Genomic DNA, 16,717 nt, shown 5'->3' on the forward strand with positions numbered 1-16,717 from the left:
GGTCCCCGTCCCCTCCCGAGGAAACCCCCGTGAACCCCACCCCAGCCCCCGAAGCGCCCGGCACCGGCACCCCCGGCGGCCCCCTGGCCGCCGAGCCCACCGTCCCCCGCCAGTACCAGGGCCCCCACCCGGCCCCGTACGAGCCGCGCGGCACCGCGCCCGTTGGCACCCGGGCGGCGGCGCCCGACCCGCTGGACGACCCCGACCCGGCCCGAGCCGCGGACAGCGCCTCCGTCGAGAACCTGCTGCGCTGCTGGGTACGGGAGAAGAACCTCCCCGGCCCCGACGGCGGCGGCCCCCTGCGCATCCCCCTCGACACCAGCGGCACCGCCCTCCTCGTCCCCGTCCGCCACTGGTCGCCCACCGGCTGGCACCGCTTCGGCGCCCCCATCATCGAAGGCCTCCCCACCTCCGCGCCTCCCGTCGACGCCGTCACCCTCGCCGCCCTCCTCAGCCGCGAGACCGGCCGCCCCGAAGCCACCGAACTCGTCGGCCGCGTCGCCGACTCCACCCGCCGCACCGCCGAGTTCATCGCCGCACGCCGACGCGACCCCCGGCCCGCCCCCGAGGCCGACCTCTTCCTCACCGCCGAACAGTCCCTGCTGCTCGGCCACCCCCTCCACCCCACCCCCAAGAGCCGCGAAGGACTCTCCGACGCCGAGGCTCGGCTCTACTCACCCGAACTGCACGGCTCCTTCCCCCTCCACTGGATGGCCGTCGACCCCGCCGTCCTCGCCACCGACTCCGCCTGGACCGAACAGGGCCGCCCCGTCCTCGCCGCCCAGCTCACCGCCGGCCTCGCCGAGGGCCTCGACCTCCCCGCCGGCACCGCCGCCCTGCCCCTCCACCCCTGGCAGGCCAGAGAACTCCGCCACCGCCCCGCCGTCGCCGCCCTCCTCGACGCCGGCCTCCTGCACGACCTCGGCCCCCACGGCAGCCGCTGGCACCCCACCTCCTCCGTCCGCACCGTGCACCGCCCCGGCGCCCGCGCCATGCTCAAGCTCTCCCTCGGCGTGCGGATCACCAACTCCCGCCGGGAGAACCTCCGCAAGGAACTCCACCGCGGCGTCGAGGTCCACCGGCTGCTGCGCACCGGCCTCGTCGACCAGTGGCAGGCCGCCCACCCCGGCTTCGACATCGTCCGCGACCCCGCCTGGCTCGCGGTCGACACCCCCGACGGCGAACCCGTCCCCGGACTCGACGTCATGATCCGCCACAACCCCTTCACCGCCGGAGACGACGCCGTCTGCCTCGCCGGACTCACCGCCCCCCGCCCCTGGCCCGGCTCCACCGGGATGCGCTCACGCCTCGCGGAGATCGTCCTCCGCCTCGCCGCCCGCACCGGACGCCCCACCACCGCGGTCGCCGCCGAGTGGTTCCTGCGCTACCTCGACCACGTGGTCCGCCCCGTGCTCTGGCTCGACGGCCAGGCCGGCGTCGCCCTGGAGGCCCACCAGCAGAACACCCTGGTCCTCCTCGACCCCGAAGGCTGGCCCACCGGCGGCCGGTACCGCGACAACCAGGGCTACTACTTCCGCGAATCCCGCCGTGACGAGCTCGAAAGCCGCCTCCCCGGCATCGGCACCGTCAGCGACACCTTCGTCTCCGACCAGGTCACCGACGAACGCTTCGCCTACTACCTCGGCATCAACAACGTCCTCGGCCTCATCGGCGCCTTCGGCTCCCAGCATCTCGCCGACGAACGCGTCCTGCTCGCCGCCCTCCGCCGGTTCCTCACCGGCGCCACCAGCCTCGGCTCACCCCTTCCGCACCGGCTCCTGGAGGCGGCGACCCTGCGCTGCAAGGCGAACCTCCTCACCCGCCTCCACGGCCTCGACGAGCTCGTCGGCCCCGTCGACACCCAGTCCGTCTACGTCACCATCACCAACCCCCTCCGCACCTGAACCCACCGCCCCGGCCACCCCGGCCGGCGACCTGAACCCACCGCCCCGGCCACCCCGGCCGGCCGACCGCCGACCCCGACACGACCACCGGCCACCGACCCGCCGAGAGGAGAGCGCCCCGTGCCTCCGACCGAAGCGCACCCCGGCACCACCGCCCCACCCGGCGCCGACCACGTCGCCGACCCGAGCGCCGACGACACCCTCGACCTGCACCTGCCCGAAGAGCTCACCGCCCTCCTCGCCCAGGAGGAGCCGCACCCGAGCGCCACCGGCGACCTCCTCGACGACCTCGCCGGCTGGCGCCCGGCCGCCACGCCCGCCGGCCGCTTCCAGCTCGTCCCCGTCCGGCTCGACCGCGACCTGCCGCTCATCACCCACTGGATGAACGACCCGGCCGTGGCCGCCTTCTGGGAACTCCAAGGCCCCGACAGCGTCACCGCCGACCACCTCCGCGCCCAACTCCACGGCGACGGACGCAGCGTCCCCTGCCTCGGCGTCCTCGACTCCACGCCCATGAGCTACTTCGAGATCTACCGCGCCGACCTCGACCCGCTCGCGCGCCACTACCCCGCGCGCCCGCACGACACGGGGATCCACCTGCTCATCGGCGGCGCCGCCGACCGCGGCCGCGGCATCGGCACCACACTCCTGCGGGCCGTCGCCGACCTCGTCCTGGACCACCGGCCCCGGTGCACCCGGGTCATCGCCGAACCCGACCTGCGCAACACCCCCTCCGTAGCAGCCTTCCTCGCCGCCGGCTTCCGCCTCTCCGCGGAAGTCGACCTGCCCGACAAACGAGCCGCGCTCATGGTCCGCGACCGCGCCCTGCGCCACGTCCTCTGAACACCCTCTGCCTTACATACACCGCTCGACCCACAGCGGTTCCCACTCCGAGGAGTCCTCGTGTCGACGTCCCCTGCACCCCACGACTCCGCACCATCCACACCGTCGGACCTCTACGATCCCCCCGAGCTCCAGGCAGCCGCCTGGACCCGGGCCGGCGCCCGCCTGCTGGCCAAGACGGTCGCCGAATTCGCCTACGAGGACATCGTCCGACCCCGGCCAGGCGACGGACCCGGCCGCTACACCCTCACCCTCGACGACGGCGGCACCCTCGCCTTCACCGCCCGCCGCGGCGCCTACGACAGCTGGCGGGTCGACCCCGGCTCGCTCACCCTCGACGGCAGGCCCGCCACCGACCCCCTCGCCTTCCTCGTCCGCGCCCGCCGGCTCCTCGGCCTCGACGGCGCCACCCTCGGCCACCTCATCCGCGAGCTGACCACCACCCTCGCCGCCGACACCCGGCTCGACCACACCGCACTGCCCGCCGCCCGCCTCGCCGACCTCGGCTACGCGGAGCTGGAAGGCCACCAGACCGGCCACCCCTGGCTCGTCGTCAACAAGGGCCGGATCGGCTTCTCGGCCACCGACGCCGCCCGCTGGGCCCCCGAGGCCCGCCGCCCCGCCCGCCTGCCCTGGATCGCCGTCAGTAGCCGCATCGCCGCCTATCGCGGCGTCCCCGGCCTCGACACCCCCGACCTGCTCTACGCCCGCGAACTGGACCCCGAGGTGCGGGAGAGCTTCCACGGCGCGCTGCGCTCCCGGGGCCTCGACCCCGACGGCTATCTGCTCCTGCCCGTCCACCCCTGGCAGTGGGACGAGATCCTGCTGCCGCTCTACGCCCCCGCGATCGCCACCGGGGCCGTGGTCCCGCTCCCGGCCGACCCCGACCTCCGCCTGCCGCAGCAGTCCGTCCGTACCTTCCTCAACACCACCCGCCCCGACCGGCACACCGTCAAGCTGCCGCTCTCCATCCTCAACACCCTGGTCTGGCGGGGCCTGCCCACCGAGCGCACCCTCGCCGCCCCCGCCGTCACCTCCTGGGTCCACGGCCTGCGCGACGCCGACCCCTTCCTCCGCGAGGAGTGCGGCGTGATCCTGCTCGGCGAGGTCGCGTCCGTCACCGTCGAGCACCCGCTGTACGACCGGCTTCCGGAAGTCCCGTACCAGTACAAGGAACTCCTCGGCGCCATCTGGCGCGAACCCCTCCGGCTGCCCCCGGGCGAGCGCGCCCGTACCCTCGCCTCGCTGCTCCACACCGACCCCGACGGCCGGGCCTTCGTCGCCGAGCTCGTCGCCCGCTCGGACCTCGCACCCCGGGCCTGGCTCCAGCGCCTCTTCGCCGCCCTGCTGCCGCCCCTGCTGCACTTCCTCTACCAGTACGGCACCGTCTTCTCCCCGCACGGCGAGAACGCGATCGTCGTCTACGACGAACAGGACGTGCCGGTCCGCCTGGCGATCAAGGACTTCGTCGACGACGTCAACATCAGTGCCGTGCCGCTCCCCGAGCACGCCTCGATGCCGGACGACGTACGGGCCGTGCTCCTCACGGAGGAGCCGGACTTCCTCACCCAGTTCATCCATTCGGGCCTTTTCGTGGGCGTCTTCCGCTACCTCGCGCCGCTGTGCGAGGAGCAACTGGATGTGTCCGAGGAGGAGTTCTGGACCCTGGTGCGCGCCGAGATCCTCCGCCACCAGGCACGCTTCCCGGAGCTGAAGGAACGGTTCGAGCTGTTCGATCTCCTCGTCCCGAGGATCGAGCGGCTGTGCCTCAACCGCAACCGCCTCCATCTCGACGGCTACCGCGACCGCCCCGAGCGGCCCCACGCGGCCGTCCACGGCACCGTCCCGAACCCGCTCGCATGATCACGGGAGGGCCCGGCTTGTCAGTGCCGCCCCGTAGGGTGGAAGGGCTATGACGAAGCCATCCCTCCCCGATCTCCTCCACGCCGCCGTCACCGCCGTCGGCGGTGTGGAGCGCCCCGGCCAGGTCACCATGGCCGAGGCCGTGGCCGAGGCCATCGACGACGGTTCCCACCTCCTCGTCCAGGCCGGCACCGGCACCGGTAAGTCCCTCGGCTATCTCGTGCCGGCCCTCGCGCAGGGCGAGAGGGTGGTGGTCGCGACGGCGACGCTGGCGCTCCAGCGCCAGCTCGTCGAGCGCGACCTGCCGCGGACGGTCGACGCGCTGCATCCGCAGCTGCGCCGCCGCCCCGAGTTCGCCATGCTCAAGGGCCGGTCGAACTATCTGTGCCTGCACCGGCTGCACGAGGGCGTCCCTCAGGACGAGGAGGACGGTCTCTTCGATCCCTTCGAGGCGGCGGCGCCGACCAGCAAGCTCGGCCAGGACCTGCTGCGGCTGCGGGACTGGTCGGACGAGACGGAGACCGGCGACCGGGACGACCTCACGCCGGGCGTCTCGGACCGGGCCTGGGCCCAGGTCTCGGTCTCCTCGCGCGAGTGCCTGGGCGCGAGCAAGTGCGCGTACGGGGCGGAGTGCTTCGCCGAGGCGGCCCGTGAGCGGGCCAAGCTGGCGGACGTCGTCGTCACCAACCACGCGCTGCTGGCCATCGACGCGATCGAGGGCGCGCCGGTGCTGCCGCAGCACGAGGTGTTGATCGTCGACGAGGCCCACGAGCTGGTCTCCCGGGTGACCGGCGTGGCCACCGGCGAGCTCACGCCGGGCCAGGTCAACCGGGCGGTGCGGCGGGCGGCGAAGCTGGTCGACGAGAAGGTGGCCGATCAGCTGCAGACCGCCGCCGAGGGCTTCGAGAAGCTGATGGAGCTGGCTCTGCCCGGCCGGCTCGAGGAGATCCCGGAGGACCTCGGCTACGCGCTGATGGCCCTCCGCGATGCCTCGCGAGCGGTGATCACGGCCCTCGGCTCCACCCGCGACCGCTCCGTGCAGGACGAGGACGCCGTGCGCAAGCAGGCCCTCGCCTCGGTGGAGACGGTCCACGGGGTGGCCGAGCGGATCACCCAGGGCTCGGAGTGGGACGTCGTCTGGTACGAGCGGCACGACCGTTTCGGTGCCTCGCTGCGGGTGGCGCCGCTCAGCGTCTCGGGCCTGCTGCGGGAGAAGCTGTTCGCGGACCGCTCGGTGGTGCTGACCTCCGCCACCCTCAAGCTGGGCGGCGACTTCAACGGGGTGGGGGCCTCGCTGGGCCTCGCCCCGGAGGGCACCCAGGGCGAGGACCTGCCGGTGTGGAAGGGCATCGACGTCGGCTCGCCCTTCGACTATCCCAAGCAGGGGATCCTGTACGTCGCCAAGCACCTGAACCGGCCCGCGCGGGACGGCGAGCGCGGCGACATGCTGGACGAGCTGACCGAGCTGATCCAGGCGGCCGGCGGCCGGACGCTGGGACTGTTCTCCTCGATGCGCGCCGCCCAGCAGGCGGCCGAGGAGCTGCGGACCAGGATTCCCGAGCTGCCCATCCTGCTCCAGGGCGAGGACACCCTCGGCGAGCTGATCAAGAACTTCGCCGCAGATCCGAAGACCTGCCTCTTCGGCACGCTGTCGCTGTGGCAGGGCGTGGACGTCCCCGGCCCCAGCTGTCAGCTGGTCGTCATGGACAAGATCCCGTTCCCGCGCCCGGACGATCCGCTGATGAGCGCGCGGCAGAAGGCGGTCGAGGAAGCGGGCGGCAACGGCTTCATGGCCGTGGCGGCGACCCATGCGGCGCTGCTCATGGCGCAGGGTGCCGGCCGGCTCGTACGGGCGACGGGGGACCGCGGTGTGGTCGCGGTCCTCGATCCGCGGCTCGCCACCGCACGGTACGGCAGCTATCTGAAGGCCTCGCTGCCGGACTTCTGGTACACGACCGATCGCAATCAGGTGCGGCGGTCGCTGGCGGCCATCGACGCGGCCGCCCTCAAGGCGGCAGCCGACCAGCCCTGAGGCGCGTCCCGAGGCGAGTGAACCGAAGGGGCGTGCCGAGGGAACAGTGCTGAGCGCGCGCAGGCTCCGATGAACGAGGGGAGAGCACGGTCGGTGCCGTGAGCTCGGCTCCAACGCCCCGGAGGAGAACCGAGCCCAGAAAAAAGGAGCCCCGGGACCGGCGCAGTGGGTCCCGGGGCCCGGCTCAGGGCCGACGTGGCGGGGTCACACCCGTCGCAGGACGGCGACGACCTTGCCGAGGATGGTGGCCTCGTCGCCGGGGATGGGCTGGTAGGCCGCGTTGTGCGGCAGCAGCCAGACGTGGCCGTTCTCGCGCTTGAAGCGCTTGACCGTGGCCTCGCCGTCGAGCATGGCGGCCACGATGTCACCGTTCTCGGCGACGGGCTGCCGGCGGACCGTGACCCAGTCGCCGTCGCAGATCGCGGCCTCGATCATGGAGTCGCCGACCACCTTGAGGACGAACAGCTCACCGTCACCGACCAGCTGCCGGGGGAGCGGGAACACGTCCTCGACGGACTCCTCGGCCAGGATGGGGCCACCGGCCGCGATGCGGCCGACCAGGGGAACGTAGGAGGCGGCGGGCTTGCCCGTGGTGTCCGTCGGCTGGGTGCTGGGCTGGTCGGAGCCGCGCACCTCGTACGCCCGGGGCCGGTGCGGGTCGCGACGGAGGAAGCCCTTGCGCTCGAGGGCCATGAGCTGGTGTGCCACGGAGGAGGTGCTGGAGAGACCGACGGCCTGGCCGATCTCACGCATCGACGGAGGGTATCCACGGCGCTGCACGGAGTCGCGGATGACCTCGATGACCCGGCGCTGCCGGTCGGTGAGGCCGGAGCTGTCGGCCCTGATGCCTGGAGGTCGGCCGGGAAGCGAGCGCGCGGGGCGGCCGGGCTCTCCCTCCCCGTTCATGACTGCGTCGTTCATCGCATGCACCGGCTCGAGTCGGCCCTGGGAGCGGTCCTGGGCGGTAATGGTGGCACTGTCTGCGGTGGTGGTCACGTCGTCGGCCCCTCTCGAATGGTCTCCCTGGCTGGCACAACGGTAGTAGCTTTCGAAAGGTTGCGCCAAACACACGTTCGAGTGAAAATTCGCAGTTCGCCTTACGCGTGCGCATAGGTGGGTGTATATGCAGCCCGGCCACCGATCGAATTCGGTCGTCACGGTAGCCTTCACCGCCGGCCCGGAGCGGGCAAATCGCTCCTCGAAGGTGCCCTCCCAGTGTCGCACCGGCCACCCCGGAATCCGCGTCGCCGCGCCCTTCCCGTACCCTCGTGGCCGTCTCCGCGCTGCTTCGCGCAGCCGTCGGCGGCGCGACACGCGCATCGTGCCGAAATTGCGCATCGCCCCAAGATCTAGTGGTTGGATTGCATCCGCCACCCACAAGTAGTGGTCCCCGGTCGGCCGGGGGTGCTCGGATCACCTATGCTGGTGGTCGCTTCGAGGGGCCTTGACGGGCCCGGCGAGGCTATTCAGTCGTGCCATGAGGGAGGGTCGGAACCAATGCACTGCCCCTTCTGCAGGCACCCCGACAGCCGCGTCGTCGACAGTCGCACCACCGACGACGGAACGTCGATCCGACGCCGCCGCCAGTGCCCCGACTGCTCCCGTCGTTTCACGACGGTGGAGACGTGTTCACTCATGGTGGTCAAGCGGTCCGGGGTCACCGAGCCCTTCAGTCGTACCAAGGTCATCTCCGGCGTGCGCAAGGCGTGCCAGGGACGGCCCGTCACCGAGGACGCCCTCGCCAAGCTCGGCCAGCGGGTCGAGGAGGCGGTGCGTGCCACCGGGAGCGCCGAGCTGACCACCCACGACGTGGGGCTGGCCATCCTCGGCCCGCTGCAGGAACTCGACCTGGTCGCCTACCTGCGCTTCGCGTCCGTTTACAAGGCTTTCGACAGCCTCGAAGACTTCGAGGCCGCCATCGCGGAACTCCGTGAGCGGCCTCCCGCTGAGGGCGGCGGGACCGCGGCGACCCCAGGGGTCCCCGTTCCCGCCCACGCCGCCGACTGACCGGCGGGCCGGACCGCGACGGTCCGGCGGCCGGCCGCCGCGCGGCCGGGGAAGGACCTGCCCCGAGCGGTTCGTGAGGCGCTCGTGGCAACAGCAGTACAGACAGCAGTACAGAAAACAGAGCCCTGGAATTTTCCGGGTGCTCCAGGGTGTTTTGCCCGTATATGGGAGGCGGCATGACAGAGACGGCGAGCGGTCCGGCACGTGGTTCCCGCACCAAGGGAGCCAAGGCGGCGAGCAAGGGCCTGCGTATCGAGCGCATCCACACCACCCCCGGCGTGCATCCGTACGACGAGGTGACCTGGGAGCGTCGTGACGTCGTCATGACCAACTGGCGCGACGGCTCGATCAACTTCGAGCAGCGCGGCGTCGAGTTCCCCGACTTCTGGTCGGTGAACGCGGTCAACATCGTCACCAGCAAGTACTTCCGCGGGGCCGTCGGCACCCCGCAGCGCGAGACCGGTCTCAAGCAGCTCATCGACCGGATCGTGAAGACCTACACCAAGGCCGGCGAGGACCACGGCTACTTCGCCTCGCCCGCCGACGCCGAGATCTTCGAGCACGAGCTGGCCTACGCCCTCCTGCACCAGATCTTCAGCTTCAACTCCCCGGTGTGGTTCAACGTCGGCACGCCGCAGCCCCAGCAGGTCTCCGCCTGCTTCATCCTGTCCGTCGACGACTCCATGGAGTCGATCCTCGACTGGTACAAGGAAGAGGGCATGATCTTCAAGGGCGGCTCCGGCGCCGGCCTGAACCTCTCCCGCATCCGCTCCTCCAAGGAGCTGCTCTCCTCCGGTGGCAACGCCTCCGGCCCGGTCTCCTTCATGCGCGGCGCCGACGCCTCCGCAGGAACGATCAAGTCGGGCGGCGCCACCCGCCGCGCCGCCAAGATGGTCATCCTCGACGTCGACCACCCGGACATCGAGGACTTCATCGAGACCAAGGTCAAGGAGGAGGAGAAGATCCGCGCCCTCCGTGACGCGGGCTTCGACATGGACCTGGGCGGCGACGACATCACGTCCGTCCAGTACCAGAACGCCAACAACTCCGTCCGCGTGAACGACGAGTTCATGAAGGCCGTGGAGTCCGGCGGCAAGTTCGGCCTGCGCGCCCGTATGACCGGCGAGGTCATCGAGGAGGTCGACGCCAAGGCGCTCTTCCGCAAGATGGCCGAGGCCGCCTGGGCCTGCGCCGACCCGGGCATCCAGTACGACGACACGATCAACCACTGGCACACCTGCCCCGAGTCCGGCCGCATCAACGGCTCGAACCCGTGCAGCGAGTACATGCACCTGGACAACACGTCCTGCAACCTCGCCTCGCTGAACCTGATGAAGTTCCTCAAGGACGACGGCAAGGGCAACCAGTCCTTCGACGTGGAGCGCTTCGCCAAGGTCGTCGAGCTCGTCATCACCGCGATGGACATCTCCATCTGCTTCGCCGACTTCCCGACCCAGAAGATCGGCGAGAACACCCGCGCCTTCCGCCAGCTCGGCATCGGCTACGCCAACCTCGGCGCCCTGCTGATGGCCACCGGCCACGCGTACGACTCCGACGGCGGCCGCGCCCTCGCCGGTGCCATCACCTCCCTGATGACCGGCACCTCCTACCGGCGCTCCGCCGAGCTCGCCGCGGTCGTCGGCCCGTACGACGGCTACGCCCGCAACGCCGAGCCGCACCAGCGGGTCATGAAGCAGCACGCCGACGCCAACGACAAGGCCGTCCGCATGGACGACCTGGACACCCCGATCTGGGCCGCCGCCACGGAGGCCTGGCAGGACGTGATCCGTCTCGGCGCCAAGAACGGCTTCCGCAACTCCCAGGCCTCGGTCATCGCCCCGACCGGCACCATCGGCCTCGCGATGTCCTGCGACACCACCGGCCTCGAGCCCGACCTCGCCCTGGTCAAGTTCAAGAAGCTGGTCGGCGGCGGTTCGATGCAGATCGTCAACGGCACCGTCCCGCAGGCCCTGCGCCGCCTGGGCTACCAGGAGGAGCAGATCGAGGCGATCGTCGCCCACATCGCCGAGCACGGCAACGTGATCGACGCCCCCGGCCTGAAGACCGAGCACTACGAGGTCTTCGACTGCGCCATGGGCGAGCGCTCCATCTCCGCGATGGGCCACGTCCGCATGATGGCCGCCATCCAGCCCTGGATCTCGGGCGCCCTGTCCAAGACGGTCAACATGCCGGAGTCGGCGACCGTCGAGGAGGTCGAGGAGATCTACTTCGAGGCGTGGAAGATGGGCGTCAAGGCGCTCGCGATCTACCGCGACAACTGCAAGGTCGGCCAGCCGCTCTCCGCCAAGAAGAAGGAGGACGAGAAGGCCGAGGTGACCGCGAAGACCGAGGCGACGATCCGCGAGGCCGTCGAGAAGGTCGTCGAGTACCGCCCGGTCCGCAAGCGCCTCCCCAAGGGCCGCCCGGGGATCACCACCTCCTTCACCGTCGGTGGCGCCGAGGGCTACATGACCGCCAACTCCTACCCGGACGACGGTCTCGGCGAGGTCTTCCTGAAGATGTCCAAGCAGGGCTCCACCCTCGCCGGCATGATGGACGCCTTCTCCATCGCCGTCTCCGTGGGTCTGCAGTACGGCGTCCCGCTGGAGACCTACGTCTCGAAGTTCACCAACATGCGCTTCGAGCCGGCCGGCATGACGGACGACCCCGACGTGCGGATGGCGCAGTCGATCGTCGACTACATCTTCCGCCGCCTGGCGCTCGACTTCCTGCCCTTCGAGACCCGCTCCGCCCTCGGCATCCACTCGGCCGAGGAGCGCCAGCGCCACCTGGAGACCGGTTCGTACGAGCCGGCCGAGGAGGACGTCGACGTCGAGGGTCTGGCCCAGTCCGCGCCCCGCGCCCAGGAGCTGAAGGCCGTCGCCGCCCCGGCCCCGAAGGCCGAGGTCCCGGCCCCCAAGCAGGCCCACACCTCCGCGGAGCTCGTGGAGATGCAGCTCGGCATCAGCGCGGACGCCCCGCTCTGCTTCTCCTGCGGTACGAAGATGCAGCGCGCCGGCTCCTGCTACATCTGCGAGGGCTGCGGCTCGACCAGCGGTTGCAGCTGACCGACTGACTAGCGTGTGAGAGGGTGCCGACCGGTGGTCGGCACCCTCTTCCGCATGCGCGGAAACCCCCGTTCGCGCGAGAACGATCACCGGTTAGGCTCTGCCGTCGCGCGCAGGGAGCGCGCACAGGGGTGGGGGTGGAACATGGCCGGTGACGTGGGCGGATCGGTGAAGGGGCCGAGGGTGGGCGCGCAGGTGGCGGCGGCGCTGGCCTTGGGCGGGGTGCTGGCGGGCAGCTTCTGGTTCCTGGCCAAGACGTCCCAGGAAGGCTCCGGGGACCGGGGCCCGGCCGTCTGCACGACGGCGGCGAGGGATTCCGTGCCGCCGCGGTACGTGTCCGGGACGCGGTTGTGCGAGGCGCTGAACCGGCCGGACCTGCCGGCGCTGCTCGGAACGCCGGGCGAAGAGGCCACGAACGCGTACGGCACGCACGGGTGGACGACGCTCGGCGGGAGCGGGAGCGGGAGCGGGAGCGGGAGTAGGACCGGGACCGGGAGCGGGAGTGGGACCGGGAGCGGGAGGATCCCGACGCCCTCGGGTGCCGTCGATCTGCCGACGTACTCCGTGAAGCTCTCGGTCTCCTACGACCGCCTTCCGGTCGCACGGCTGGGACGGCTGCTCGGGAATACGGTGGAGCCCACGAAGGTTCTGGGGCGCACCGCGCTCTTCTACTCGGACCGCACCCTGGCGTTCAGGGCGCCGCTGGGCGGCGGGAAGGCGGAAACCACGACCGGCGGCATCGCCCGGCACCTGCTGGTCGCCAGGGACCCGAAGGACGGCGGCGGTTCGTACGAGCTCGTCATCTGGCGCCAGGACCAGGGGGTTCCGGTCGACGACGCCGCGCTGGTGCGGGTGGCCGAGCGGGTGCTGCCGACGGTGCCGGGCTGGGTGGCCACGGGCTGAGGCGGGCCGGGTGGACCGGCCCCTCCGAGCGGTCCACCCGTGGTGTCCGACGCCCTTCAGGAGTGCTGCGCGCCCATCAGCGCGCCGAAGTCACTCGGGTCCGTGTCGAGGCCGTGGAGGAGGGGACGGAACGTCCAGCCTTCCGTCTCGCCGCGGACGAACTCGGCCACGACCACGGCGGTCGCGTCCGCCACGGACGTGAGGTCGTCGCCCAGGAGGTCGGTGTAGCCCTCACGGACGCGGACGCCCGTCCGGGCCACCTGCCCGAAGGTCACCCGGCCATTGCTCTGCTGTATGGCCACGCCCACCACCACGCGCGCGTAGCGGGGAGCGAGCCGCGGGAGTTCGAGCGTCATCGCCTCGTCGTAGCCGAAGCCCTGGCCCGTGCGGCTGTCGCGGTGGAGGGTGATGGTGCCGTCGGGGGAGCGGCTGTCGAAGTGCACCAGATAGGCCGGAGGGCCATACGGAGCGTCCGTCGTGTAGACCCCGGCCACGATGTCCAGGTCGTGCGGGGCGGCGCCGGCCGGACTCGGGTCCCACTTGAGCGCCACCTCGACCTTGCCGACCCCTTTGTTGAGTCCGCTCATCGTGAATCCCCTCTCGCTGCGCGGTTCCTGACGAGGCGTTCATGGTGTCATGCGATCAACCTGTCATCGGTCGAGGGGCGGGCGCCGTATGTGGGGCGGGGAAGAGCTGGATCTGGACGCATATCTGGCGAGGATCGGGCACTCGGGGGCGCTCGCGGCCGATCTCACCACCCTGCGCGCCGTGCGGCGGGCGCGTCCCTGGAGCGGATGGGCTTGTCGGGTCGCGGGTCGCGGCGCCCGGAAGCGACGGGGAGGCCGCGGGCCTGGTGCGGGTGCACTCGGCGGAGGTCTGACGGCGCGCCGCTCCGCCCCGTACCATGGCGCGGTGCTGGTCAAGTGGATTCGCTGCACCGTGGTGGACCGTCGAGGGTTCGAGCGGGGGCAGCGGAAGTGGGCGGGGCTGCTCGGTGAGCCGGGGTTCCGGGGGCAGGGCGGGGGATGGAGCCGGCTGAGGCCGGATGTCGCCCATGTCTTCGCGTTCTGGGAGAGCCGTGCCTTCTACGACTCGTTCATGGCGCGCTCGCACGACCGGCTGGCGGCGGCGCAGGTCGGTACCTACCGCAACGCCCAGGTCAAGCTGTTCGACCACCGCTTCGACGTGAAGACCGGCTTCGAACCGCGCTTCGGTGACGCCGACGTGGCCCGGGTCGCCCACTGCCGGGTGCGCGAGGGGAAGGTCGAGCACTTCGCCCTCATGCAGGAGAAGGTGTGGAACCCGGCGATGGCCGGGTCCCCCGGCATGCTCCGGGGCATGTTCGGGGAGGCGCCGGGGCACGAGTTCCTGATCCTGTCGATGTGGAACTCGGCGGCGGAACACGGCAAGTACCGGGCGGAGCGGGTCGAGCGCCTCGGCCTGCGCGCGCAGACCGAGGCGGACGTGGCGGCGATGACCGGCGACGTGGTGCAGCTCGAATCCGCCTGGACGGTGTGATCGGACCGACGGGCCGGGTCCGGCCCGGCCGGGCCCTGGTGAGGCGGGAGCTGGTGAGCCCGGTGAGCCGGGCTGCCCGGGGCGGCTCCCGGGGCTTCGGGGGCGGCTCCCGGTACGGCGTCGCCGAAGGTGGTCCGGCGCGGCCGGCTAGTTCGGCCCGGCCGCCCGGTCCGGCTGGATCCGATCCGGTTGAGCTCGGCGAGACTCGGCTCCGTCGGTGGTCTCGCTCGCGAACGCACCGGCTTCCACCGCCGCCAGGACCGTTCGGGCCGCCTGGTCCGCGACCGCCGTGTCGACCGGCTCGCGGGTGACGAAGAGGCGGAGGAAGAGGGGCGCGGAGACCGCCCGTACCACCGCGGCGGCGTCCGTGCCGGACGGTGCCTCGCCGCGGTCCACCGCACGGTCCACCACTTTCTCGCAGCGCCGGAAGCGCTCCTCGTAGAACGCCCGCAGGGAGTCGGCGGCGCGCGGGGACTGGAAGGCGGCGGCGACGAACGCGGTCGGCGCCGCCGCCCGCGCCGGGTCGGCGAAGGCGTCGGCCACCTCACGGGCGAGCGCCCGCAGATCGCCGGCGAGGCTCCCGGTGTCCGGGGCCGTCCACTCGTCCTCGCCCGCGAGGGCGAGCGCGTCGGCGACCATGCCCTCGACGCCGCCCCAGCGACGGTAGAGCGTCGTCTTGTGGACTCCCGAGTGCTCGGCCACGTACTCGACGGTGAGGGCCGGATATCCGTGCTCGGCGAGGCCGGTCAGAACGGCGTCGCGGACCGCGGCGCGGGTGCGGGCCGTTCTGCCTCCGGGGCGGCGGCTGCCCGGGGTCGGGGCGGGGTCTTCCTCGGTCGGGACACTCATCGGATCATTCAATTGCTACTCCCGTTGCGTTAGTGGGTCGAGTGTGCCACACTCGACGTAACGCGACACCCGTTGCGTTAGTCCCTTTCATGATGCCGCACGGAGGCGCCCCTTGCCCACGCAGATCTCTCTTCAGGACGTGACCGTGACCCGTGGCGAACGGCTGCTGCTCGATCAGGTCTCGCTCGCCGTGCGCCCCGGCGAGCGGATCGGGATCGTGGGGGAGAACGGCGCGGGCAAGTCCACCCTGCTGCGGATACTCGCCGGGCTCGAAGCGCCCGACTCCGGCGAGGTCGTCACCGTGGCAGACGGTGGCGCGCGCCTCCTCGCCCAGACGCCCTCATCACCCCCGCGCGCCACGGTCGCCGAGGCGATCGACGACGCGCTCGCCGAGCTGCGGGACATGGAGGGGCGGCTGCGCGGCCTGGAGGCGCGGCTCGGCGCGGCGGACGAGCGGGCGCTCGACGCCTACGGGGAGCTGCTCACCGCCTTCGAGCTGCGCGGCGGCTATGAGGCGGACGCGCGGGTCGACAAGGCCATGCACGGCCTCGGCCTCGCCCACATAGGCCGCGAGCGGCGGCTCGGCAGCCTCTCCGGCGGCGAGCAGGCCCGCCTCGGTATCGCCTGCACGCTCGCCGCCGCGCCCGAGGTGCTGTTCCTGGACGAGCCGACCAACCACCTCGACGCCCAGGCCCTCGACTGGCTGGAGGACGCGCTCCTCTCGCACCGCGGCACGGTCGTGGCCGTCTCCCACGACCGCGTCTTCCTGGAACGGGTCACCACCGCGATCCTGGAGGTCGACGCCGACCGCCGCACGGTCGTGCGCTACGGCGACGGGTACGCCGGATTCCGCGCCGAGCAGGTCGCCGCCCGCCGCCGCTGGGAGCAGGCCTACGCGGAGTGGTGCGCGCAGACGGCCCGGCTGAAGGAGTACGCGCGGACCACCGCGCTCGGCGTCGCCGCCGGACGGCCCCTCAAGGACAACAACAAGATGGCCTACGACCGTGCCGGCGGCCGGGTGCAGGCCTCCGTCTCGGGCCGTGTGCGCAACGCACGGGAACGGTTGCACCGGCTCCACGAGGAAGCCGTGCCCGAGCCTCCACGGCCCCTCGCCTTCACGGCCCGGCCCGTCATGGGCCGCGCCGAGGGCGAGCTGATCACCCTCAGCGGCGTACGGGTCGCCGACCGGCTCGCGGTCGACGAGCTGACCGTCGGGGCGGGCGAGCGCCTGCTCGTCCACGGAGGGAACGGCGCGGGCAAGTCCACCCTCCTCCGGGTGCTGGCCGGCCTCCTCGAGCCGGACACCGGACGGGTGGTACGCCGTGGACGGATCGGCTTCCTCGCCCAGGAGATACCGGCGCACCGCCCGGCCGAGCGGGTCCTCGCCACCTTCGGGCGCGGTCTCGCCCTCAGCGAGGACGAGCAGGCCGAACTGCTCCTCTCCTACGGACTGTTCCGCCCCACCGATCTCGGCGTGCCGGTCGGCAGCCTCTCCGCCGGACAGCGCCGCCGCCTCGCGCTCGCCCGGCTGCTCGCCCGGCCCGCCGACCTGCTGCTCCTCGACGAGCCCGCCAACCACCTGGCCCTCGGCCTCGTCGAGGAGCTGGAGCGGGCCCTCGAGCAGTGGCAGGGGGCCGTGGTGATCGTCTCCCACGACAGGGAGCTGTGCCGCCGGTTCACCGGCCGCATACGCCGGATGGACTCCGGACGCCTGCTCGACTGAGCCGGCC

General features: G+C 72.0%; 12 protein-coding genes. 9 read left to right on the forward strand and 3 right to left on the reverse strand.

Annotated elements, in window-relative coordinates; translation table 11 throughout:
• Positions 1-29: 29 nt before the first annotated feature.
• The 4 genes from ABTZ91_RS25995 (at position 30) to ABTZ91_RS26010 (ending at position 6,642) form a co-directional block, all read left to right on the forward strand.
• A complete protein-coding gene (locus tag ABTZ91_RS25995; RefSeq protein ID WP_352079654.1) occupies positions 30-1,904 on the forward strand; it encodes an IucA/IucC family protein in 1,875 nt (624 codons plus the stop codon).
• A gap of 120 nt (positions 1,905-2,024) precedes the next feature.
• Positions 2,025-2,747 carry a GNAT family N-acetyltransferase gene (locus tag ABTZ91_RS26000; RefSeq protein WP_352079655.1) on the forward strand — a complete coding sequence of 241 codons (723 nt, stop codon included), beginning with the start codon at positions 2,025-2,027 and terminating at the stop codon, positions 2,745-2,747.
• Between the two features lie 60 nt (positions 2,748-2,807).
• Complete coding sequence (locus tag ABTZ91_RS26005; protein ID WP_352079656.1) at positions 2,808-4,610, forward strand: IucA/IucC family siderophore biosynthesis protein; 1,803 nt, start codon at positions 2,808-2,810, stop codon at positions 4,608-4,610.
• 49 nt (positions 4,611-4,659) lie between these two features.
• Positions 4,660-6,642, forward strand: a complete 1,983-nt coding sequence (locus tag ABTZ91_RS26010; protein ID WP_352079657.1) for an ATP-dependent DNA helicase — start codon at positions 4,660-4,662, stop codon at positions 6,640-6,642.
• Between the two features lie 204 nt (positions 6,643-6,846).
• Here the strand turns inward: ABTZ91_RS26010 and lexA are convergent, their stop codons facing one another.
• A complete protein-coding gene (gene lexA / locus ABTZ91_RS26015; protein ID WP_352079658.1) occupies positions 6,847-7,638 on the reverse strand; it encodes a transcriptional repressor LexA in 792 nt (263 codons plus the stop codon).
• A gap of 501 nt (positions 7,639-8,139) precedes the next feature.
• On the opposite strand from lexA, the gene nrdR reads away from it, so the two are divergent.
• From nrdR to ABTZ91_RS26030, 3 genes are all read left to right on the forward strand, one after another.
• Positions 8,140-8,649 (forward strand): transcriptional regulator NrdR, encoded by a 510-nt coding sequence (nrdR, locus tag ABTZ91_RS26020; RefSeq protein WP_352079659.1) that lies wholly within the window; start codon positions 8,140-8,142, stop codon positions 8,647-8,649.
• Between the two features lie 176 nt (positions 8,650-8,825).
• Positions 8,826-11,717, forward strand: coding sequence for a vitamin B12-dependent ribonucleotide reductase (locus tag ABTZ91_RS26025; RefSeq protein ID WP_352079660.1), 2,892 nt, complete (start codon positions 8,826-8,828; stop codon positions 11,715-11,717).
• 144 nt (positions 11,718-11,861) lie between these two features.
• The gene (locus ABTZ91_RS26030; RefSeq protein WP_352079661.1) at positions 11,862-12,620 is read left to right on the forward strand and encodes a DUF6215 domain-containing protein; all 759 of its coding nucleotides are present in this window, start codon (positions 11,862-11,864) and stop codon (positions 12,618-12,620) included.
• 56 nt (positions 12,621-12,676) lie between these two features.
• Here ABTZ91_RS26030 and ABTZ91_RS26035 read toward each other — a convergent pair whose 3' ends face one another.
• On the reverse strand, positions 12,677-13,207 hold the full coding sequence (locus tag ABTZ91_RS26035) for a TerD family protein (protein ID WP_352079662.1): 531 nt from the start codon (positions 13,205-13,207) through the stop codon (positions 12,677-12,679).
• 325 nt (positions 13,208-13,532) lie between these two features.
• Between ABTZ91_RS26035 and ABTZ91_RS26040 the strand changes: the two genes are divergently transcribed.
• A complete protein-coding gene (locus ABTZ91_RS26040) occupies positions 13,533-14,138 on the forward strand; it encodes a YdbC family protein (protein WP_352079663.1) in 606 nt (201 codons plus the stop codon).
• Positions 14,139-14,285: 147 nt separating this feature from the next.
• Here ABTZ91_RS26040 and ABTZ91_RS26045 read toward each other — a convergent pair whose 3' ends face one another.
• On the reverse strand, positions 14,286-14,987 hold the full coding sequence (locus ABTZ91_RS26045) for a TetR/AcrR family transcriptional regulator (RefSeq protein ID WP_352079664.1): 702 nt from the start codon (positions 14,985-14,987) through the stop codon (positions 14,286-14,288).
• Between the two features lie 112 nt (positions 14,988-15,099).
• On the opposite strand from ABTZ91_RS26045, the gene ABTZ91_RS26050 reads away from it, so the two are divergent.
• A complete protein-coding gene (locus tag ABTZ91_RS26050; protein WP_352079665.1) occupies positions 15,100-16,710 on the forward strand; it encodes an ABC-F family ATP-binding cassette domain-containing protein in 1,611 nt (536 codons plus the stop codon).
• The last annotated feature ends 7 nt before the right edge of the window (positions 16,711-16,717 follow it).

The sequence above is a fragment of the Streptomyces sp. NPDC126499 genome, from assembly GCF_040302485.1.
In the GTDB taxonomy this organism is placed as follows: Bacteria; Actinomycetota; Actinomycetes; order Streptomycetales; family Streptomycetaceae; genus Streptomyces.

Excerpts from the sequence above, each read along its gene's own strand:
- nrdR (WP_352079659.1), top strand. The coding sequence starts at position 8,140 with ATGCACTGCCCCTTCTGCAGGCACCCCGACAGCCGCGTCGTCGACAGT.
- ABTZ91_RS26030 (WP_352079661.1), top strand. The coding sequence starts at position 11,862 with ATGGCCGGTGACGTGGGCGGATCGGTGAAGGGGCCGAGGGTGGGCGCG.
- ABTZ91_RS26045 (WP_352079664.1), bottom strand. The coding sequence starts at position 14,987 with ATGAGTGTCCCGACCGAGGAAGACCCCGCCCCGACCCCGGGCAGCCGC.
- ABTZ91_RS26010 (WP_352079657.1), top strand. The coding sequence starts at position 4,660 with ATGACGAAGCCATCCCTCCCCGATCTCCTCCACGCCGCCGTCACCGCC.
- ABTZ91_RS26025 (WP_352079660.1), top strand. The coding sequence starts at position 8,826 with ATGACAGAGACGGCGAGCGGTCCGGCACGTGGTTCCCGCACCAAGGGA.
- ABTZ91_RS26035 (WP_352079662.1), bottom strand. The coding sequence starts at position 13,207 with ATGAGCGGACTCAACAAAGGGGTCGGCAAGGTCGAGGTGGCGCTCAAG.